The sequence below is a fragment of the Kribbella sp. DT2 genome, assembly GCF_049844575.1.
Taxonomy (GTDB): Bacteria; Actinomycetota; Actinomycetes; order Propionibacteriales; family Kribbellaceae; genus Kribbella.
On record NZ_JBNCLH010000001.1, the window covers coordinates 548,730 to 569,404 of the forward strand.

Sequence of the window (20,675 nt, forward strand, 5' to 3'; positions counted from 1 at the left end):
ACTGCCAGCGTGCGGTGGTGGGTCGGATGAGCCCGCGGGCCGTGGACAAGCGGGCCCGGCCGGGCAACGAGGGCGGACCGCCCGCGACGGAACCCCCGGCCGACCTGACCGAGGTCGGGCAGCCGGGGGAGACCGAGCCGGCGGTCGAGGCCGACAAGGGCTGAGCGCGCCGGTCAGCGCAGCATCAGGCACACGTCACCGAACTCGTGCCACAGGTAGTGCTGCTCCAGCGCCGCGTCGTACGCCTGCTGCACGACGGCGCCTCCGGCGACGGACTCCAGCAGGAGCAGGTGGGACGCCTCGGGTGCGTGCATGCCGGTGATCAGTCCGTCGACGACCGACGCGGGCCGGTCGGGTCCGAGGACCAGATCGGTCCAGCCACTCGACGCGAGCACCGCTCCGCTCGGGAGTGCGGCCGACTCGATCGCACGGACCGCGGTGGTCCCGACACCGATCACCCGGCCGCCGTTCGCCTTGACCCAGTTGACGAGCCGCGCGGTGTGCTCCGGTACGGCGTACCGCTCAGGGAGCGGCGGTTCGTGGCTCTCCAGCGACGAAACCCCGCAGTGCAACAGGATCGGCGCGATCAGTACGCCGGCCGCCGCCAGCTGACTGACCAGCTCGAAGCTGAACGGCCTGCCCGCACTGGGCATCTCCGCCGAGCCCGGCTGACTGGCGAACACGGTCTGGTAGAGCGCGAGCGGCCACTGCCGGTCGACGTACTTGTAGGTGATCGGCCGCCCGTGCCTGCGCAGGTACTCGACCACGTCGGCCACCGGCGGCTGTGCTCGCCACAGTCGCGTCGAGCCTTCCTGGTACGGCGCCAGCAGAGTCAGTACGCCGTCCGGCAGCTCCACCTGGTCACCGGTCGCGCCACCGAGCATCGGTGAGCCACCACTGCGCAGCTCGACCACCCAGGTGCCGTCGTCGAGCGCTGTCGAGAAGTGCACCACGACAGGTGCCACTCCCGAGCCGGTGATCCAGCAACCGTCGACGGCCGCGGCCAGGGTGCCGGAAGTGTTCACCAGCAGGAGATCCCCCGGCCGCAGGTGCTCGCCGATCCGGTCGAACCGGGTGTGCCGTACGGTCGACCCCTCCGCTACCAGCAGCTTCACCTGGTCCCGGGCCAGCCCGCGCGCCTCCGGCGGCTCGATCGCGTTCAGCTCGTCGGGCAGCGTGAACCGCGTCTGTGGATGGACCTTCACGAGGCCACCACCGGTGCGAACTCCGAAGCGCGGTAGCGACCACTCGCCGGCCGTCCGTCCAGCAGCGCCAGCAGAGCCGGTACGACGGCCGCCGGCTCCGGCCGGTCCGAGATGTCCTCGCCCGGGAAGGCCGCCTGGTGCATCGCGGTCCGCAGGTCACCCGGGTCGACGGCGTAGACGGCGAGCTCGGGATGCTCCGCCGCCAGGACGGCGCTCGCATGATCCAGCGCGGCCTTCGCCGAGCCGTAGCCGCCCCAGCCTTCGTAGGCCTCGACGGCCGCGTCGGAGCTGACGTTCAGCACGATCCCGTTCGCCTTGCCCAGTTCGGGAATCAGCGCCTGGGCCAGCGCGATCGGCGCGATCACGTCGACCTCGTACACCCGGCGCAGCTCGTCGAGATCGGCGCCGGCCAACCGCTGCAACGGACTCGGTCCGAGGTAGCTCGCGTTGTTGACCAGCAGATCGAGCCGGCCGAGCTCGCCGACGGCGTCGACCAGGTCGGCGCGGTGCTCGGCGTCGGTGACGTCGCCGGCCAGCGGGACGACGTCGGTCGTGGCGGCCAACTGGTCGGCCGCGTCCTTCAGCGCGTCGGCTCCCCGAGCGTCGATGATCAGCGACCATCCACGCTCGGCGAGCCCCTGCGCGAGCGCCAGCCCGAGGCCGGCCGACGCTCCGGTGACAACAGCAACAGGACGATTCTGCGAAGGAGTCATGCCGATCACTGTGTTACCTCAAGTCGACTTTAGGTCAAGAGCTGTACACCTCGTACTCCGACAGCTGCCCGGCCGGCCACCCGGTGTTCCCGGTGAAGGTGAGCCGGACATAGCGGGTGGAGACGGCACTCGGCAAGGTGATCGTCGCGGTGTTGCCCGAGCCGGGGTCGAAGGTGCGACCGGCCGCACCGGCCAGCTGCGTGTACGACGAGTTGTTGGTGCTGCCGAGCACCGCGACGGTCTGGCTTCGGGTGCCCCAGGCCGAGCTCGGCGGGAGCTTCAGCACCAGCCGCTTGACGGTCTGGCTGCTGCTGAGGTCGACGGTGAGCGCCTGCGGCCACGCGTTGTTCGCGCTTTCCCAGTAGCTGTTGGCGTTTCCGTCGACCGTGTTGCCCGCCGTGTAGTTCTGCACCTGGCTGGTCGCCGTGATCTGCTTGCCTGCGGCAAGGTTTCCGGTCGGCGTACCGGGATCGGTACCGCCGCCCGTGCCCGGCGCGACCCAGTTGCAGCCGCTCCACGTCGAGTCCCAGCCGCTGTTGCCGGAACCGCGGTTCAGCGCGAAGGTGCCGCCGGGGTAGGCGCAGTTGTAGACGCCGGCCCGGCCGACCCCGCTGGCCCGGACGTTGCTGACCGCCGCGGACCCGGTCGTCTCGGCCTGGAACGCGAACGTCCCGGCGCCCTCGATCGAACCGCCGTCGACCGTGACGTTCTGCACCGGACGCCCGGCGCCCCCACCGTCCACGAACTGGTACGCCGACCACGGGCTGGCAACCAGCCGGTTGTTCGTCAGCCGCACCTGCGCGTTGATCTGGCTGTCGTACGCGTCGACGCGGATCGCGCCGTGCGGGTGGTTCTGGCCCCAGTTCGGGTTCATCGACCCGGTCCGGAGCAGGGTGTTGCCGGAGACCGTGATCGTCCCGGCCAGCGGGAAGAACGGCGAACCGAACGACTGGTTCGAGATCGCGATGCCACCGCCGAGCGCGTTGGTGTCGGCGATCAGGTTGTCCCTGACCGTCATGTCGGTGCCGCCGTAGATCGCGATGCCGTTCGCCAGGTTCGGCTGCACGATCGTGTTGCTGGCGAAGGTCGAGCCGCGGTTGGCCGCGTTCAGCGACCAGGCGGCGAGCGCGTCGTCACCCTGGTTGCGCAGGTAGTTGTTCCGGATCTGCGCGTTGTACGCCGTACCGTTCAGGTTCAGCCCGTCGGCGGTCATGTCGTAGAAGCGGTTGTTCTCGACCACCAGGTTGTCGTTGTTGCCGGTCAGCCAGAGCCCGACCTTGAGATGCTGCAGCCACAGGCCGGAGACCACCGAGTTCGGGCCGAGGCTGCCGTTGACGAAGTTGTCCGGCGAGTTGTCGTTGCGCTCGGTCACCTCGCCGATCACCGCGAAGTCGTGCAGCTTCACGTTGCCGCCGCCGTTCGGGCGGTCGATCAGGTGGTGACTGAGCAGCACCGAGTGCCAGCGGCCGGCGCCGCGGATCGTCACGCCGTCGGGGTTGATCGTGCCGCCGACCTTGAACCGGCCGGCCGGGATCCACACGGTTCCACCAGCACCGCGGGCGGCGTCGATGGCGCTCTGGATCGCGCCGGTGGAGTCGTTGGTGCCGTTCGGGTCGGCGCCGCGGTCGGTGATCGAGATCGAGCCACCGGGCTGACCGGCCGGGCCGGCCACGTTCTCGAACTCGACGTCGTCGATCGTGTACGGGCCGGCGGTGTTCTCGCCGTCGACCTGCAGCTTGATCTTCGCGCCGGCGTTCACGGTCCGGCCGAGCTGGAGCCGGGCGTGGTCGTAGAGCTTGTGGGTGCGGGACCCGGCGATCCAGCCGGTGTCGACGTAGCTGTACTTCGAGGTCACGGCGAGCTGCTGCGACAGCTTCTGCCCGTCGACGTACACCGACAGCGTGCCGGTCCGGCCGTCCGGAACGGAGTACGCGACCGTGATCGCGTTGGTGGTGGCCGGCGCGGTGAACTCGACGTACTGGCCGCCGTTGAGCGTGACGGCCTGGCGGTTCGAGGCCTCGGCGGCGAGCGTGCCCTGGGCGTAGCTCGGGCCGATCTTGCTGCCGTTGGTGGCCGAGCTCTCGGCCTCGACGATGGTGAAGGGGAGGGTCGCGCCGACGGCCTGGACGACGGCTCGTGCGGTGGGGGCTGCTGCTGCTGCGGGGGACAGGCTGACGCCGGCGAGAGCGGTCGTGGCGACAGCCAGCGCGGCGAGATGTCTGGGGGCGGACATGAGCACCTTCCTTGGGGCGGTAAGGATGAGGATTTTTATTCAAATATTTGACGCTTTTACGCAAAATACCTACAGACACCATGACCTGTCACTATGTCGCGGGTGACGGGGCTACGCGAACGGTGGAACGACCTCATCCCAGGCGCGGCCGAACTGGCCGACGACCTGGCCGAGCGCTACCGCGCGGGCGACCGCCGGGCCTACCGCGACCAGTACTTGCAGCGGGTCCTCGACGCCCTCGGCACGCTCGACCAGCTCAGCACCGATCCGACGGCCGTGTACCTCGCCGCCTGGTTCCACAAGGCGGTCCACACCCCTGGGGATCACGCCGTCGCGGATGCGGAGGCCTCCGCCGAGCTCGCCGCGCAGAAGCTCCCGACGTACGGCGTGACCGCGGCGCGGACCGCTGAGGTCGCACGTCTGGTCCGGCTCACCGCCGCGCAGCCCCCGATCGACGCGGAAAGCCCCGCCGACCCGAACGCCGACGTTCTGCTCGACGCCGTCAACGCGACGCCGGCCACCGCCGACTACGCCGTTCACGCGTCCGAGCTCCGCCGCGACAGCGACGACCGCGCGACGACGGTCAAGCAGCGGCACGCGCTGGTCGGCGCACTGCTCGAGCGGCCGATCTACCGGACGCAGCTCGGCCGGGACCACTTCGACGCCCCGGCGCGGGTGAACCTGACGCGGGAGTTCGCCGTACTGGACGGGGAGATCCCGGCTCCTTGGCGTGGCTGGCAGCGGGCAGCGCTGATCGGTGTCGTCCTGATCGGTCCGTTGCTCGCCGCTCTCGCGAGCTTCGGCGCCTCCGACACTCCGTGGGAGGCGTCCGCGCGCTCGGACTCCGCTTCGCCCTGGCTGTCCGTGGTGCTCTGTGTGGTCGCGCTCGGCACCGTCCCGCTGCTCTACCGCTTCGCGCGGAGGAACGGCCGACCCGCCAAGGTGGTCACCGGCGCGGTGGTCGCGACCGCGGTCGTGGCGCTGGTGATCGCGGTGCTGCGCATCCCGGCCACGACGTCGTCCAACGGACCTGGCGGCCGGGTTCCGCTGGTGATCGTCGCGCTGACCCTGCTCCTGCTGAGCGGGATCGCCGCGTTCGTGTCGGCGTCGCTGGGCGGGCCGGTCCCGGCCGCCGGCCGGGGTCAGGTGCTCGCCGGCGTCGCTGCCGCGGTGGTGATCGTCGTCCTGACCGTCTTCGTCGCCGCTCCGGTCGGGCAGAGCTACCTGCTGCAGGCGAACGAGCGGGTGACCGGATCGGGCGGCAGCGACGCCGCGACACCCCGGTCCGAGCTGGACGGCCGGATCGCCTGGGTCAGCCCGAGCACGTCGCTGCGGGCGGAGGCGGTCAGCGCGGCGGTGACGACCCGGTACGGCATCGCGATCTCGCGGCAGACCGGCACGATCGAGATGCTCGACCCCGCGACCGGCGACGTCCGCTGGAAGCACACCCGGTCGGACGTGGACGTGCGTCCCAAGCTGGCCGCCACCGGAGACGGCCGGCTCCTGCTCGTGAACTTCGACCGGCTCGGCTACCTGCTGCTCGACGCGTCGACGGGCCACCGCGCGACTGGGCACTGGCCGCGCGACGAGGACAACACCCTCGAGAACGCCGACCCGCTGCTGACCGGGGAGCAGGTCTCCAAGGGCTCGGACAAGCTGCGCGGCGTGGACGAGAAGGGCGGGACGCGCTGGACCTTCGAGCCGGGCCGGTGCACCAGCATCGGCGCCACGGCGACGGCGGACACCGCGGTGGCGTTCCTCAACCGCAGTTGCGGAAAGGAGCCCGACGAGAGCGTCGGGCTGGACCTGAAGAGCGGCAAGGAGCTGTGGAAACGCTCGAACAACTGGAGGAGCGACGACCAGCTGACGATCGGCGGTCTGATCGTCGTGGTGGAGTCGACGTCTAAGACGCAGGCCACGGTGATCGGCGTCGAGGCGCGGACCGGTGAGGTCAAGTGGCGCTGGGACGTGCCCGAGGCCTGGGCCTGCGGCACCAGGCTGGAGAAAGCCGGCCGCCAGGTCATGCTGCTGAACTGCCCTTCCAAGGCGGCCGAGCGGACCGCGGTCGTGGCGACGGTGCTCGATGGCGAGACCGGTCGGACGGCCTGGCAGCGCACGGTCCCGGCCCAGCTCGGCATGCACTCGAAGGTCACCACCGACGGCCGGGTGGTGTCGCTCGACGACGTCAAGAGCAACTGTGTGCTGACCGTGATCGGTGAGTCCGGGCAGCGGCAGGTGACGCTCCCGGAGGAGGTCGTCTGCGGCCGCGGCCTCCAGACGGTCGGCAACCAGGTCCTGGTCTCGGGGCGGGACACGATCATCGCTCTGCGGTAGCACTTTCGGGGAGGAGGATCCCGGGGCTGAGGACGTTGTTCGGGTCGACCACCCGCTTGACCGCTTGCAGGCTCTCGATCGCGAGCGCACCGATCTCGGCGGCGTACGCGTCACGGTGGTCGGTCCCGACGCCGTGGTGGTGGGTGATCGTCCCGCCGGCCGCTGCGATCGCCGTACTGGCTGCTGTTTTGGCCTGCCGCCACTGAGCGACCGGGTCGTCGGCCTGTGCACAGACGACCGTGAAGTAGAGCGAGGCGCCGGTCTCGTACACGTGGGACACGTGGCAGAGCACCAGCGGCGGTGTCCCGCTGAGCGACTCCACCAGCGCATCCGTCACGGCGGCCTTGAGGTCGGGGAGCTTCGACCAGAAGCCTGCCGTCTCCAAGGTCTCCACCAGCGCGCCCTCGTCGAGCAGCGGATCACGCAGGTACGGCGCGCGGTAGCGGCCCTTGCGCCAGGTCTCGCCCGGCTCCTCACCGAGCGGCTCACCGCCTTCGTCGGCGAGCACCTCGGCGACGGCAGCACGCCGTACGGCGGTCGCCGTGCCCTCGAAACCGACGATCACCTGGACGCCGCTCGCTCCACCGAGCACCTCGGGATCGGCCAGGTTCACCGCGGTCTCGGCCTCGTCGGACAGCCGCAGCACGGTCGGCAACGGCCCGTCCTGCGCGAGCCGGCGGATCGCGTCGAGCCCCTGCCGGAAGTCGGCGAACCGCCAGCCCTCGAAGAACCGCTCGACCGGGCGCGGACGGATCCGCACGACTACCGAGGTGATGATCCCGAGCGCTCCCTCCGACCCGAGCCACAGCTGCCGCAGATCGGGCCCTGCCGCGGACATCGGCGCGCGTCCCAGCTCGATCGTTCCGCGGGGTGTCGCCACGGTCACGCCCACCACCATCTGGTCGAACCGCCCGTACCCCGCCGACGACTGCCCGCTCGACCGCGTCGCCGCATAGCCACCGATCGAGGCGCCCTCGTAGGACTGCGGGAAGTGCCCGAGCGTGTAGCCGTGCTCCTTGAGCGCCGCCTCCGCCGCCGTCCCCCGGACGCCGGCCTCCAGCCGCACGGTCCGCGAGACCGCGTCGATCTCCCCGACCTGCTCCAGTCGCCGCAGATCCACCGCGACGAAGGATCTGTCCGGCGCCAGCCCACCGACCACGGACGTCCCGCCCGCGTACGGCACGACCGCGACCCTCAACTCGGAACACGCCCGGAGCACCGCCAGCACGTCCTCGTGCGACCCCGGAAACACGACGGCGTCCGGCATGTCCGCCCGATCCCCGGCCCGGCTCCGCAGGAGATCGGGAGTGGAGTAGCCGCGAGTGTGAGCCCACCGAGTCTCACCGTCGACCTTGACGTAGTCGGCACCTAGCAGCTCGACCAGGACGTCCGGGGCAGAGCCTTCAACTGCTGGTTCCTCCGGCACAGAGGCAGCAGTACGTCGTACCCCCAAGTGCTTCAGTGCGGCGAGGGCTGCTTCGGGGATCTCGGTCGTCGCCGCCGGGTCACCCCAGCGGCCGGGCGTGAGTTGCACCACCGGTAGGTCGGACTCGGTCATTCGGCACTCCCCATCGGTGGGTTCGGGAGGTACCGTCCGACTGTTCCGGCACCTTCGACTCGCTGATACACTCTGACGCGTGATGTCTCAGCGTAGCAGCGACCTCGAGTCGACTCCTTCCGCCCGTCCGGCCCCCGCGAACGCGATCGGCGAGGAGCGCATCCTCGACGCGGCGTACGAGCTGCTGCTCGCGATCGGCATGCGCCGGATGACGATGGCCGACATCGCCCGGCACGCCGAGGTTTCCCGCGCGACGCTCTACCGCCGCTGGCCCAACGTCCAGGCCGTCGTCGCCGCGCTGATGACCCGCGAGTGGACGACCGCGCTGATGTCCGCCTTCCAGCCCGACGCCGTCGACGGCCGCACCCGGCTGGTGGAAGGCGTCGTCGAGGTGGTCGGCAAGACCCGCACCCACCCGCTGATGCGCAAGATCGTCGAGCTCGACCCCGAGTTCCTCACGCCGTACCTGCTGGAGCGTCGCGGCAGCAGCACCGTCGCGCACCTCGCGCTGGTCGCCGAGGGCATCAAGTCCGGTCAGGCCGACGGTTCGATCCGCGCCGGCGACCCCGACTGGCTGTCCCGGCAGATCATCCTGGTCTCGCTCGCCTCGGCGGTCTCCGGCCCGGTGCTGGCGACCCACGAGGAGTACCCGCACCTCGACGAGGAGCTCCGCGCGATGCTGACCAGGTACCTGGAGCCCTAGATGATCTCGGTCGGCAACTCCAGCCTGAACGCCGCCCGGCGGACCAAGGAGCTCGACTGGCTGGACACCCGGCAGCAGGTCGACGTCCTGGTCGTCGGCGGCGGGGTGACCGGTGCGGGCGTCGCACTCGACGCGGCCGCCCGCGGCCTGACCGTCGCGCTGGTGGAGAAGCACGACCTCGCGTTCGGGACCAGCCGCTGGAGCTCGAAGCTGGTGCACGGCGGCCTGCGGTACCTGGCGTCCGGCCACGTCGCCATCGCCTACGAGAGCGCCGTCGAGCGCGGCATCCTGATGAAGACGACCGCACCGCACCTGGTCCACCCGGTGCCGCAGGTCGCGCCTTGGTTGCCTGAGGCAAGGTTCATGCAGGCGGCGCTGCTCCGCTCGGCGTTCCTCGGCGGCGACGTGCTGCGTACCTTCGCCCACACCAGCGACGACTTCCTGCCGCACTCCCGCCGGATCAGCTCGGCCGAGGTCCTGCGCTACGCGCCCACCGTCCGCCCGCACGGTCTGCGCGGCGGTTTCCTGACCTGGGACGGACAGCTCTACGACGATGCCCGCCTCGTCGTCGCGATCGCCCGGACCGCCGCCCTGTACGGCGCCCGCGTGCTGACCCGATGCTCGGCCGAGCAGGTCACCGGCCAGGGCGCGGTCGTCGTCGACCAGCTGAGCGGACGCCGGATCGATGTGGCGGCGCGGATGGTGGTCAACGCCGGCGGCATCTGGGCCGACCAGGTCGCCACCGGGATCAAGCTGCGCCCGAGCCGCGGGACGCACCTGGTGCTGCCGCAGTCGGTGTTCGGCGAACTGTCCGCCGTACTGACCGTGCCGGTACCGGGCGAGCCGCGCCGCGTGGTGATGGCGATCCCGGCGCCCGACGGCCGGGTCTACGTCGGGCTGACCGACGAGGACGCGCCGGGCCCGGTCAGCGACGTGCCGCAGGCCAGCGAGGCCGAGATCGACTTCCTGCTCGGCACGATCAGCGCGGCGGTGCGCGAACCGATCACCCGCTCCGACCTGCTCGGCACGTACGCCGGACTGCGCCCGCTGCTCGACACCGGCCATCACCGGGGTGAGGACAAGACCGCCGACATCTCCCGGCGGCACGCGGTGATCACCGGGCCGGACGGACTGGTGACGATCGTTGGCGGCAAGCTCACGACGTACCGGCGGATGGCGCAGGACGCGCTCGACGCTGCGTTGAAGCAGTCCTCTCTGGAAGTCCGGCGGCCGTGCCTGACGCATCGGATCCCGCTGGTCGGCGCTGCCGATCGGTCGCGGCTCGCGACGGTCCGGGCGCCGGCGCGCTTCGTCCAGCGGTACGGCGTGGAGGCGCCGGACGTGATCGCGGGTGATCGGGCCCTGCTCGAGCCGGTGACGCCGGGGCTGAGGACGACGCACGCGGAGCTGCGGTTCGCCGTACGGCACGAAGGGGCGCTGGACGAGGACGACGTCCTCGACCGCCGTACGCGCCTCGGTCTGTCGGCGACGGATCGGGAGCTCGCCCTCCCCGCGGTCCGCGCGGCTTTCGCTGCGGTCTGAGCACCGGTTGTGGCGATTGGCCTGTGGATAACGCTGGGACGCTCCCGGGACTGAGATAACTTGTAGTCATCGGCGACCTGGGGAGGTGGGGATCGTGAGTCAGCCGTATCCAGGCCAGGGTCCGTACCCCGGCGGCGGTCACCCGCAGAACGTGGGCCAGTTCCACAGCGGACCTCCGTCGGCCGCGCCGCCGAAGTACCGCACGCTCGGGCGGCTCGCACGGGTCGCCATCGCGCTGATGGCCGGGACCGTGCTGGTCAGCATCATCCAGACGATCCTGCTGTGGACGTCGTACGACGACGTGAAGCGGCTCGTCTACGGGTTGCTGTCCGAGGACGAGATCGACCGCGGCGCCGAGGCGGTCGTCGGGGCGGGACCGTTGCTCGACGGGCTCGGCTACCTGTTCGCCGCGGCCGGCATCGTCGTGGTCATCTGGCTCTGGCAGGCCCGGGAGAACACGGAGATCCTCCAGCCGCCGTTCGCGACGACGTACCAGGGCGGCTACGGCAGCGGCAACGGCGCGCACCGGCACTCGACCGGCTGGACGGTCGGCGCCTGGCTGTGCCCGGTGGTCCAGTTCTGGTACCCGTTGCAGGTCGTCGGGGACGTTGTCCGCGCGAGCGAGCCGCCGAACCAGCCGGGCATCGCACGCTCCAGCCGGATCCGCGGCCTGCTGTACGGCTGGTGGGCGGCTTGGGTCGCCTTCTGCGTCGTGGCCGTCGGCGGCGGGCTGTTCGCGGGGATCAGCTTCATCACCTGGTTCATCCGCCTGGTCGACCGCGCCGACGAGGCCAGCGCAACCGGCGACTACGTCGACATCTACGACCTCCAGGACTACCTGGTGCACCTGGCGCTCGGGCTCAACATCGCGTTCACGGTCGGCACGGTGCTGCTGATCGTGGCGGGGGCGACGTTCTCCCTGCTGCTGCTCCAGCTCAGCGGCTGGCACGACGGGCGCGCGCCGCAGTCCGGCGTACCGCTCGGGCCGACGCTGCCGTACAACTCGCCGTCGTACCTGCCGCCGGTCGACCGCACGCCGCAGTACGCGCCCCGCCCGCCGCAGGCGAATCCGTACGGACCGGGGCCTGGCCCCGGGTCAGGCCACGGGGGATATCAGGCTCCGCCCGCTCAGGCTCCTCGTCCGGGTGGCCCGTACGGCCCCGGCGGCTACGGCGGCACCACCGGCTCCAGCCCGAACGGTCCGGGCCCGACGCACCCGCAGGACGCGAGCCCGCCGCCCCCACGAGCGGACCCGCCGAGATCCCCTTGGCCAACCCGCGAAGGCGGCCCACCGGAGTACCCAGCCGGCTCACGGTGAGCCAGTGCCGGCGGGCGAGCTCACGGTGAATTGGTGCCGCCCGGCCGGCGCCCGCTGACGTTCAACTCAGCCGACAGAGCACGGCGCTCGCGTCGTCGTGCCGCTTTCCCCTGAAGCTGCCGTCGACCGCGGCGACGTCGTACGCCCGCACCCGATCGATCAGTTCGCGCGGCCCGCGGGACTCCAGCAGCGCGACCAGGTCCTCCCACGCACCACCACGAAGTCCGGCCCACTCACCACCAGGTCCTCGTTCACTCCGACCAGCCGATCAGGAGCACCCTCACACACCGACCAGATCTCCACAGCCCCATTCAACCCGCCGCCCCACCCGGTGGTCGCCGAGGGCTTCCCGCGTCCGCCACCACCCCCGCCCCGCAGCTCTCCCAAGCCGTTGCCTGTGGCACCGATTGCTACGCGTGCGCCTCCTGCGGCACCGCGACCTCGCGCTCTTCCCAGGTCGCCGTCAGCGACTCGTCGAGCGAAATCCGCGGCGCCCACCCGACCATCTTCTCGATCAGCCGCGTGTCCGCCTGCTGCCAAGGCACCGAGTCCGCCGGCGACCCCGCATGCCCCGCGTGAACCGTGCCCTCGACAACCTTCGCGCCAGTCCCGCTGAGCTCGATCAACCGTCGCACCACGTCGCGCGCCAGCGCGGCCTGGCCCGACCCGACGTTCAGCACCGGCGGCGGCTTCTCGTCGGTCAGCGCGACCGCGAGCACCGCCTCCGCGACATCCCGTACGTCGACGTAGTCCCGCCACGCCTCCAGCGAGCCCATCTGCAACGTGTCGGTCTCCTGGACCTGCCGCACGACCCGCCCGAGCAGCGTGCTCGCCGGCGACCCCGGACCGCTGATGTTGAACGACCGGACCACGACCGCATCCGCGCCGTTCCGCCGGGCCCGCAGCACGAGCTCCGACCCGGCCAACTTCGTGAACCCGTACGCCGCTCCCGGCCGCGGCTCCGCCTGCTCGTCCTGACTCGTCCCCTGCGGCGCACCGCCGTACTCGGCGGCCGACCCCAGCTGCACCAGACGCGCGTTGTTCGCCGTCCGCTGCATCGCCGACAGCAGGGCCTCGACCGCGACCACGTTCCCGCGGGTCAGCGCGACGGTGTCGCCGTGCGTCGCGGCCGCCGCGTTCACAATCACCGTCGGCTTGTACATCGCCACCAGCGCGTCGAGGGCATAGCAGTGCCCTGTGGCCAGGTCGAACCGCCGGTGTGGATCACCCGTGCTCCGGGTCATGCCGCGGTGCTCGATCCCGCGCTCGCTCAGCAGCGCGCAGATCCGGGCTCCGAGGAAGCCGCCGGCGCCGAACACCATCACCCGCTCCGATCCGGTCACCCGATCCATCTTGCCCCGCCGGGTTGTCGATCGGAGAAACTTTGTCCGTCGAGGTCGTCACAATGCAGATCACAGGCCCCGCGCCGCGGGACCGAGAGGAGACCTCGTGGCAAACCGCCGGCCGCCCGCGACCGAGTCCACCGTCCGCGACTGGGACGACGCCGATCCGTCCGGGCAGACCTACACCAAGGTGCTGTTCCTGGACGCCGACCTGACCGAGGTCGCCAACACCGGAGGCGTGTTCGAGGAGTGCGTGTTCCGTGGCGTCCGGTTCAACGCCTCGACGCACACCGACGCGGCGTTCGTGAACTGCACGTTCGTACGCTGCTCGTTCTTCGACACCACGTTCACCCGCTGCAAGCTGATGGGCAGCTCCTTCGACGACTGCACGTACAACCTGCTCAAGGCCGACGGCGGCGACTGGTCGTTCACCAGCCTGCCGGGCGAGGACCTGCGCGGGGCCGAGCTGTCCGGGGTGAAGCTGCGGGAGTCGGACCTCACCGGCGTACGGGCCGCGAAGGCCACGCTGCGCAACATCGACCTGTCCGGCGCAATGCTCCAGCGCGCCGACTTCACCGGCGCCGACCTGCGCGGATCGGACCTCACGTCGCTCGACCCGCTGACCGTCCAGCTGCGGGATGCGATCATCGATCTGCCGCAGGCGATGGCGATCGCGCAGTCGCTCGGACTCGACGTCAGGCCGTAGCTGTGGGTGAAGTTGTGGACAGCTGGAAAGTTATCCCCCGGTTCGTCCACAACCTGTGGATAACTTCCCACTCTCCGTGATTCTCACCCCGTCGTACGGCGAAATCGGTAACTCAGCGCAGTCGAGCGACCGGCCGGAGCCGCCGCGTCCGCTGAATCATCACAGGCCGGGCCGGAATGTCGCTCCGCCGATGCCGGGCCGGCGGCCGCCCGCGCACCGTCAGCAGCGCGGCGTGCTCCACGACGTACTCGGGACTGGTCAGCGGCCGGGTCCGATTCAGGGCCTGTACGCCGGCCGCGAGCCCGACGCCGGCGAACGCGCCGAGCGTGTTCGCGATCAGGTCGTGCACCTGGCAGGACCGGCCGAGCTGGGGGACCAGCGCCTGGACGGCCTCGACGGAGGCGGACAGGCCGATCCCCGCCGCGATCCCGTCGGCCGGACGCCCGCTGGCCAGCGTCAGCATGCCCGCGGCCGGGACGAAGAGCAGCACGTTGAGCAGCCCCTGGAGCGAGGTGAGTCCGCCGGTCGTGGTCAGCTGCGTGCCGCAGATCCCGAGCCCTCCGTGATGTGCCGTCGGGCTGAGCGTCGCCGCCAGCACGAGCGCGAACGAGGCCGGCAGGAACAGCGCCGCCAACCGGGGGACGAGCCGGTCACCGCGCCGCCGTACCGCCGAGACGGCGATCGGGATCGCCATCCCGGTGAGAACGAGCCACGTGTCCAGCAGGTGCGGGATACCGCGATAGGTCTCGAGCACGTATCCGGATCCTCCGTCGTCAACCGGCCCACGCAGGCCCGACCGGACCCCGCGCGCAACACAACGTCAGTGGTTCTCGTCCCGAAAAGTTTCCTCGTCAGACGTTCCATCGATTACTCGTCCGCTCGCCAGACCCTTCGGGACATCTGCACGCACCCGCAAACAAACGGTGGTCGCCTCGTGACAATCCGTGGTCGAACTGACACCGGCTATCGGGGCCCAAGGCAACATCCATCCCCACTGCCGGACCGCGCGGCCCGGCTCCGGCGCTCGACCGCACGCCCGCGCGATGGCACCATTCCGAGGGTGAGCACCTCGGAGGAGTCCCAGCGGCTGCGGGACCTCAAGCTGCTGCGTCGGGTCCGGGACCGGATCGACCGGGAGTACGCGCAGCCGCTCGACGTCGAGGCGCTGGCCCGTGGGGTGAACATGTCGGCCGGGCACCTGAGCCGGCAGTTCAAGCTCGCGTACGGCGAAGCGCCGTACGGGTACCTGATGACGCGCCGGATCGAGCGCGCGATGGCGCTCCTGCGTCGCGGCGACGTCAGCGTGACCGACGTCTGCTTCCAGGTCGGGTTCTCCTCGCTCGGGACCTTCAGCACCCGGTTCACCGAGCTGGTCGGGATGCCGCCGAGCACCTACCGTCAGCAGGTCCGGCCCCCGGTCGAGCCGCCGTCCTGCATCACCAAGCACGTCGCCAGACCGATCAGGAATCAAGAAGCACCGCGTGCTTGGCCGCCAGTAGCGTGACTGCCATGACAACCAACGCGGACCTCAAGATTCACGCCAGCTTCCTGCCCCAGGACGACCCCGACGCCGCGATCGCGTTCTACCGCGACACGCTCGGCTTCGAGGTCCGCAACGACGTCGGCCAGGGCACGATGCGCTGGATCACGGTCGGCCCGGCGGGCCAGCCGGACACCCAGATCGTGCTCACCCCGCCGCTCGTCGACCCCGGACTGACCGACGACGAGCGCCGGACGATCACCGAGATGATGGCCAAGGGCACCTACGCCACGATCGTGCTGGCCACCAAGGACCTGGACGGCCTGTTCGACCGGGTCCAGGCCACCGGCGCCGAGGTGATCCAGGAGCCGACCGACCAGCCGTACGGCATCCGCGACTGCGCGTTCCGCGACCCGGCGGGCAACCACGTCCGCATCAACCAGCTGACCTGAACCGGTTCCGACCCCCGCCGCCGACCACCTGACCGACGGAGCACCGATGACCCCCAGAGCGACCAAGGCAGCCGCGAAGACGGCCCCGGCCAGGCCGGCGTACGACGCCGACAGCCACGACCTGATCCGCGTGCACGGCGCCCGCGAGAACAATCTCAAGGACGTCAGCATCGAGCTGCCGAAGCGCCGGCTGACGGTGTTCACCGGGGTGTCGGGGTCGGGCAAGAGCTCGCTCGTGTTCGGCACGATCGCCGCCGAGTCGCAGCGGCTGATCAACGAGACCTACAGCACCTTCGTGCAGGGCTTCATGCCGTCGCAGGCGCGGCCCGAGGTCGACGTGCTCGAGGGGCTGACCACCGCGATCATCGTCGGCCAGGAGCGGATGGGGTCGAACCCGCGCTCCACCGTCGGCACCGCGACCGACGCGAACGCCATGCTGCGGATCCTGTACAGCCGCCTCGGCACGCCGTACGTCGGCTCCCCGCAGGCGTTCTCGTTCAACGTCGCCTCGATCAGCGGCGCCGGCGCGGTCAAGATCGAGAAGCACGGGCAGACCGTGAAGGAGCGGCGCAGCTTCTCGATCACCGGCGGTATGTGCCCGCGCTGCGAGGGCCGCGGTTCGGTCTCCGACATCGACCTGACCCAGCTGTACGACGAGAACAAGTCGCTGTCCGAGGGCGCGTTCACGATCCCCGGCTGGAAGTCGGACAGCTTCTGGACGGTCCGGGTGTACGCCGAGTCGGGCTTCGTCGACCCGGACAAGCCGATCAAGAAGTACACCAAGAAGGAGTTGCAGGACTTCCTCTACAAGGACGCGGTGAAGGTCAAGGTCGACGGCGTCAACCTCACCTACGAGGGCCTGATCCCGAAGATCCAGAAGTCCTTCCTGTCCAAGGACGTCGAGTCGATGCAGCCGCACATCCGCGCGTTCGTCGAGCGGGCGGTCACCTTCACCACCTGCCCCGAGTGCGAGGGGACGCGGCTCACCCCGGAGGCGCGCGCCTCGAAGATCAAGGGGATCAGCATCGCCGACGCGTGCGCGATGCAGATCAGCGACCTGGCCGAGTGGGTCCGCAAGCTCGACGAGCCGTCGGTCGCGCCGCTGCTGTCCGCGCTCGGCGAGACGCTCGACTCGTTCGTCGACATCGGCCTGGGTTACCTGAGCCTGGAGCGCCCGGCCGGCACGCTGTCCGGCGGCGAAGCCCAACGCACGAAGATGATCCGGCACCTCGGGTCGCCGCTGACCGACGTCACCTACGTCTTCGACGAGCCGACGATCGGGCTGCACCCGCACGACATCCAGCGGATGAACGAGCTCCTGCTGCAGCTGCGCGACAAGGGCAACACGGTCCTGGTCGTCGAGCACAAGCCGGAGACGATCGCGATCGGCGACCACGTCGTCGACCTCGGGCCGGGCGCCGGTACGGCGGGCGGCCAGGTCGTCTTCGAAGGCACGGTCGAGGGACTGCGTTCCGCCGACACGTTGACCGGCCGGCACCTGGACGACCGCGCGCTGTTGAAGCCGGAGGTGCGTACGCCGTCCGGCCAGCTGGAGATCCGCGGCGCGAGCACGAACAACCTGCAGAACGTCGACGTCGACATCCCGCTCGGCGCGCTCGTCGTCGTCACCGGCGTGGCCGGCTCGGGCAAGAGCTCGCTGATCCACGGCTCCGTGGCCAAGCGGGAGGGCGTGATCTCGGTCGACCAAGGCGCGATCAAGGGGTCGCGGCGAAGCAACCCAGCGACGTACACGGGTCTGCTGGAGCCGATCCGCAAGGCCTTCGCGAAGGCCAACGGCGTGAAGCCGGCCCTGTTCAGCGCGAACTCCGAGGGCGCCTGCCCGAACTGCAACGGCGCCGGCGTCATCTACACCGACCTCGGCATCATGGCCAGCATCACCACCACCTGCGAGGTCTGCGAGGGCAAGCGCTTCTCGGCCGACGTCCTGGAGTACACCTTCGGCGGCAAGGACATCAGCGAGGTCCTCGCCCTGCCGGTCTCCGAGGCGCTCGAGTTCTTCGCCGACGGCGACGCGAAAACCCCCGCCGCGCACAAGATCCTGCAGAACCTGGCCGACGTCGGCCTCGGCTACATCAGCCTCGGCCAGCCCCTCACCACCCTGTCCGGCGGCGAACGTCAACGCCTGAAGCTCGCCACCCACATGTCCGAGAAGGGCGGCATCTACGTCCTCGACGAGCCGACGACCGGTCTGCACCTGGCCGACGTCGAGCAACTCCTGGCCCTGCTCGACAACCTCGTCGACTCCGGCAAGTCCGTCATCGTCATCGAGCACCACCAGGCAGTGATGGCCCACGCCGACTGGATCATCGACCTCGGCCCCGGCCCCGGCCACGACGGCGGCCACATCGTCTTCGAGGGCACCCCCTCCGAGCTGGTCAAGTCCCGCAAGACCCTCACGGCCAAGCACCTCGCGGACTACGTCGGCTCGTGATCCAGCGAACCCCCACCTGAGACCATCCTCAGGTGGGGTGGATCCGGATCGTTGCCGTCGCGCTTGCGAGCGTCGTACTGGCTGTCGCGCTCGGGGCGTGCCGTGGACAGCAGGCCGTGCCTGAGCCGAACCACGACCAGGCCGTCTCTCTCCATCTCCCCAACCCGAAGGACCTGGAGACCATCTTCCTGATCGAGGACGCCCTGGAGAAGACTCTGGACGGCTCCGAGGCCGGCAGCCTCGACGGCAACGCGATCGGCCCCGACGACGCCGTCATCCACCTCTACGGCCCGAACGCCGACCTGCTCTGGTCAACGATCGAGCCCACGCTCCGCACCCTCGAGAACCCACCCGGCAGCTACGTCGTCAAACGCTACGGCGCCGCGGGCGCCCGCGAGGAGCGCGTACCGATGCCTCAGGCGATCCAGCGGTAGTAGGTGTCCATGTCGACATTGCCGCCGCACACGACGGTGACCACGTGCCGCCCCGCGAACCGCTCGGGGTCTTCGAGGATCGCCGCGATCCCCAACGCCGCCGAGGGTTCGACGACCAGCCCCGCGTCGTGCAGCAGCATCCGCAGACCTTTGACGATCGACTCCTCTTGAACCAGTACGGCGTCATCGGCAACCACCAGCAGGTCGTCCAGCACCTCCGCGATCGGGAACCGCCCGGCGACCCCGTCAGCGATCGTGACCGCCGAGTCGGTCGTCACCACTCGCCGTTCCTCCCAGGACTTCGTCATCGCGGGCGCCCCGGCCGGCTGCACGCAGACCACCTCGACCTCGGGCGCCAGCTCCTTCATGACCTGGCCGATGCCGGTCGCCATCGCACCACCGCCAAGGGCAACCAGTACGACGTCGTACGGCACCGCGCTCTCCACCAACTCGAGCCCGATCGTCGCCGCGCCCTCACAAGTCTCGAGATCCAAACTGTCCTCGAGCAGCCGAATCCCCTCCTCGGCCGCGATGGCAACAGCCCGCTCCCGAGCCAGCTCGTGATCGCCGTCCACCAGCTCCAACCTCGCACCCAGCGCACGAATCCGCTCGAGCTTCACCTCCGGCGCGAACCGCGACGCCACAACGGTCACGTCCAGCCCTCGCCCCCGCGCGGACCAGGCCAGCGCCTGCCCCAGATTCCCCGCACTCGCACACACCACAGCCCGCTGCCCGTCCCGAACGAGGCCGTCGGCAACCAGTTCGGTCCCCCGCCCCTTGAAACTCCGTACGGGGTTGGCCGTCTCCAGCTTGATACTCACCGCACACCCGAGCCGAGCCCCCAACGGCTCACAGCCGTAGAACGGCGACCCAAGAAACACCGGATCAATCACCCGCCGCGCGGCTTGAATCCGATCCAGCTCGAGCCGCGTCTTCTCCACGCCCAAGAGCCTATGCGCTCGGGTCAGTGAAGTACGCGGTAGGTCACCAGCAGGTATCCGCTGGGCGACATGCTGCTGTTCACCGTTTCAAGCTGGATCGCCGGCAGGTTGTCGAGCAGCCTCCGGTCGCCGGACGTCGGAGCAACCGTCGGAGCGATCACCAGCTGAAGGTCGTCAACGAGCCCAGCCGCCAGCAGGGCCTGGGTGATCGAGATGCTCCCATGCACGCCGATGTCACCACCCGGCTTACTCTTCAGCGCCTTCACGAACTCGACCAGGTCCCCGTCGATCACACTCGTGTTGGCCCACTCACCCGCGAGCGGCGTCGACGTAGCCACGAACTTCGGCGCAGCGTTGACGAACGACGCGAACGGCTCGACATCGCTGGTCGGCCAGTACCCCACCCACTCGTCGTACGTACGCCGCCCAAGAATCACCGTGTCCTGCGTCGCGATCAGTTCGGTGCCCCGGGCATCCACCTCGTCGTCCCAGGCTGTGATGAACCGATCCGCAGCCTCAGCCACCCCGTCAAGCGTCACGAAGTAAGCCCCAACAACCTTGCGCTGCCCGTGACCGCGCTCGTCCTGCACCATGGTGAACCCCTCAGAAGTCTGCCGATTGACTGCTACTCACCCCTGCGTCGAACAAACCCCACCGCATTTGACACCCCCGCACAACGTTCTCGGCACCCCACCGGGCCCCGGGTACTGACGGGGCGTGGTGGGGGCCTTCCCTGATTGACGCTCGACCATGCCCAGACCGACGCTGGAAGACCTGCGGCAAACTCTGCGCCGCGTCGTTCGAGACCTAGGAGCGTTCTGTTGGACCCGGAACTGGTACAGGAACTGAAGCAACTCCGCCAGGCGATCGACCGCCTCCGCGAATCCTTCGAGTCGGCAACCACTCCCGCAACCCAGCGAGACCTGCCGGCCACGGAGGACCGCCTCCGAAGCCTCTCCACCCTCTTCAACGAAGACGTGATCTCCGACACCGACTACGAAGACGCCAAGGCAACGCTGCTGTCCGACCTCGTGAAGGTCTGACACCACCTGCCCTGTCCAGCTGACCCGTTCGCGGGTCAGCGGCAACGGCAAGCGCGCGCCAGCGCGAAGACCTCGGGTGGGTGGGAGCGCGCGGAAAGAAGGTACTCGGCGGAGACGAGCGCCCTTGAATCCCCTAACCCCTGTCTTGCAAAGGCGGTTGTAGCGCTCTCGCTGACCTGCGCGGTGGCCGTCAAGCCTGGGCTCGACCGGTTGCGCCC

At 70.0% G+C, this 20,675-nt stretch carries 19 protein-coding genes; 11 read left to right on the forward strand and 8 right to left on the reverse strand.

Annotated features, from left to right (window positions below):
• The first annotated feature begins 26 nt into the window (after positions 1-26).
• On the forward strand, positions 27-164 hold the full coding sequence (locus tag ACLQ2O_RS02645) for a hypothetical protein (protein ID WP_425826755.1): 138 nt from the start codon (positions 27-29) through the stop codon (positions 162-164).
• Between the two features lie 9 nt (positions 165-173).
• Here ACLQ2O_RS02645 and ACLQ2O_RS02650 read toward each other — a convergent pair whose 3' ends face one another.
• Genes ACLQ2O_RS02650 through ACLQ2O_RS02660 form a run of 3 tightly spaced genes read right to left on the reverse strand, consistent with a single transcriptional unit; the run spans position 174 to position 4,151 of the window.
• Positions 174-1,205: an S-adenosylmethionine:tRNA ribosyltransferase-isomerase gene (locus ACLQ2O_RS02650; RefSeq protein WP_425826757.1), complete on the reverse strand. Its 1,032-nt coding sequence runs from the start codon at positions 1,203-1,205 to the stop codon at positions 174-176.
• Positions 1,202-1,918: an SDR family NAD(P)-dependent oxidoreductase gene (locus tag ACLQ2O_RS02655; protein WP_425826759.1), complete on the reverse strand. Its 717-nt coding sequence runs from the start codon at positions 1,916-1,918 to the stop codon at positions 1,202-1,204. The genes ACLQ2O_RS02650 and ACLQ2O_RS02655 overlap by 4 nt, the downstream gene beginning before the upstream one ends.
• A 34-nt stretch (positions 1,919-1,952) precedes the next feature.
• On the reverse strand, positions 1,953-4,151 hold the full coding sequence (locus ACLQ2O_RS02660; protein WP_425826761.1) for a discoidin domain-containing protein: 2,199 nt from the start codon (positions 4,149-4,151) through the stop codon (positions 1,953-1,955).
• A gap of 93 nt (positions 4,152-4,244) precedes the next feature.
• Here ACLQ2O_RS02660 and ACLQ2O_RS02665 point away from each other — a divergent pair, with 93 nt between their 5' ends.
• A complete protein-coding gene (locus ACLQ2O_RS02665; protein ID WP_425826763.1) occupies positions 4,245-6,485 on the forward strand; it encodes a PQQ-binding-like beta-propeller repeat protein in 2,241 nt (746 codons plus the stop codon).
• Here ACLQ2O_RS02665 and ACLQ2O_RS02670 read toward each other — a convergent pair.
• Entirely contained in the window at positions 6,469-8,043 is a 1,575-nt protein-coding gene (locus ACLQ2O_RS02670; protein WP_425826765.1) for an FAD-binding oxidoreductase, read from the reverse strand. The two genes, ACLQ2O_RS02665 and ACLQ2O_RS02670, sit on opposite strands and share 17 nt — an antisense overlap.
• A gap of 82 nt (positions 8,044-8,125) precedes the next feature.
• Between ACLQ2O_RS02670 and ACLQ2O_RS02675 the strand changes: the two genes are divergently transcribed.
• The 3 genes from ACLQ2O_RS02675 (at position 8,126) to ACLQ2O_RS02685 (ending at position 11,606) form a co-directional block, all read left to right on the forward strand.
• On the forward strand, positions 8,126-8,746 hold the full coding sequence (locus ACLQ2O_RS02675; protein ID WP_425829051.1) for a TetR/AcrR family transcriptional regulator: 621 nt from the start codon (positions 8,126-8,128) through the stop codon (positions 8,744-8,746).
• Complete coding sequence (locus ACLQ2O_RS02680) at positions 8,747-10,288, forward strand: glycerol-3-phosphate dehydrogenase/oxidase (RefSeq protein ID WP_425826767.1); 1,542 nt, start codon at positions 8,747-8,749, stop codon at positions 10,286-10,288.
• A 94-nt stretch (positions 10,289-10,382) separates the two neighbouring features.
• A complete protein-coding gene (locus ACLQ2O_RS02685; RefSeq protein ID WP_425826769.1) occupies positions 10,383-11,606 on the forward strand; it encodes a DUF4328 domain-containing protein in 1,224 nt (407 codons plus the stop codon).
• Between the two features lie 410 nt (positions 11,607-12,016).
• On the opposite strand, the gene ACLQ2O_RS02690 is transcribed toward ACLQ2O_RS02685, so the two are convergent.
• Positions 12,017-12,949, reverse strand: coding sequence for an NAD-dependent epimerase/dehydratase family protein (locus tag ACLQ2O_RS02690; RefSeq protein ID WP_425826771.1), 933 nt, complete (start codon positions 12,947-12,949; stop codon positions 12,017-12,019).
• A gap of 106 nt (positions 12,950-13,055) precedes the next feature.
• Here ACLQ2O_RS02690 and ACLQ2O_RS02695 point away from each other — a divergent pair, with 106 nt between their 5' ends.
• Positions 13,056-13,655 carry a pentapeptide repeat-containing protein gene (locus tag ACLQ2O_RS02695; RefSeq protein WP_425826773.1) on the forward strand — a complete coding sequence of 200 codons (600 nt, stop codon included), beginning with the start codon at positions 13,056-13,058 and terminating at the stop codon, positions 13,653-13,655.
• Positions 13,656-13,767: 112 nt separating this feature from the next.
• Here ACLQ2O_RS02695 and ACLQ2O_RS02700 read toward each other — a convergent pair whose 3' ends face one another.
• Complete coding sequence (locus tag ACLQ2O_RS02700) at positions 13,768-14,409, reverse strand: VanZ family protein (protein WP_425826775.1); 642 nt, start codon at positions 14,407-14,409, stop codon at positions 13,768-13,770.
• Positions 14,410-14,715: 306 nt separating this feature from the next.
• On the opposite strand from ACLQ2O_RS02700, the gene ACLQ2O_RS02705 reads away from it, so the two are divergent.
• From ACLQ2O_RS02705 to ACLQ2O_RS02720, 4 genes are read left to right on the forward strand one after another with little or no spacing between them, the layout of a single operon-like run.
• Positions 14,716-15,159 carry a helix-turn-helix transcriptional regulator gene (locus ACLQ2O_RS02705; protein ID WP_425826777.1) on the forward strand — a complete coding sequence of 148 codons (444 nt, stop codon included), beginning with the start codon at positions 14,716-14,718 and terminating at the stop codon, positions 15,157-15,159.
• Positions 15,160-15,164: 5 nt separating this feature from the next.
• Entirely contained in the window at positions 15,165-15,587 is a 423-nt protein-coding gene (locus ACLQ2O_RS02710) for a VOC family protein (RefSeq protein WP_425826779.1), read from the forward strand.
• Between the two features lie 46 nt (positions 15,588-15,633).
• Positions 15,634-18,039 carry an ATP-binding cassette domain-containing protein gene (locus ACLQ2O_RS02715; RefSeq protein ID WP_425826781.1) on the forward strand — a complete coding sequence of 802 codons (2,406 nt, stop codon included), beginning with the start codon at positions 15,634-15,636 and terminating at the stop codon, positions 18,037-18,039.
• A gap of 32 nt (positions 18,040-18,071) precedes the next feature.
• Positions 18,072-18,473 carry a hypothetical protein gene (locus ACLQ2O_RS02720; protein ID WP_425826783.1) on the forward strand — a complete coding sequence of 134 codons (402 nt, stop codon included), beginning with the start codon at positions 18,072-18,074 and terminating at the stop codon, positions 18,471-18,473.
• On the opposite strand, the gene ACLQ2O_RS02725 is transcribed toward ACLQ2O_RS02720, so the two are convergent.
• Positions 18,455-19,414, reverse strand: a complete 960-nt coding sequence (locus ACLQ2O_RS02725) for a threonine ammonia-lyase (RefSeq protein WP_425826785.1) — start codon at positions 19,412-19,414, stop codon at positions 18,455-18,457. The genes ACLQ2O_RS02720 and ACLQ2O_RS02725 overlap by 19 nt on opposite strands.
• 23 nt (positions 19,415-19,437) lie before the next feature.
• Complete coding sequence (locus tag ACLQ2O_RS02730; protein WP_425826787.1) at positions 19,438-20,007, reverse strand: dihydrofolate reductase family protein; 570 nt, start codon at positions 20,005-20,007, stop codon at positions 19,438-19,440.
• A gap of 228 nt (positions 20,008-20,235) precedes the next feature.
• On the opposite strand from ACLQ2O_RS02730, the gene ACLQ2O_RS02735 reads away from it, so the two are divergent.
• Complete coding sequence (locus tag ACLQ2O_RS02735; RefSeq protein ID WP_425826789.1) at positions 20,236-20,457, forward strand: hypothetical protein; 222 nt, start codon at positions 20,236-20,238, stop codon at positions 20,455-20,457.
• The last annotated feature ends 218 nt before the right edge of the window (positions 20,458-20,675 follow it).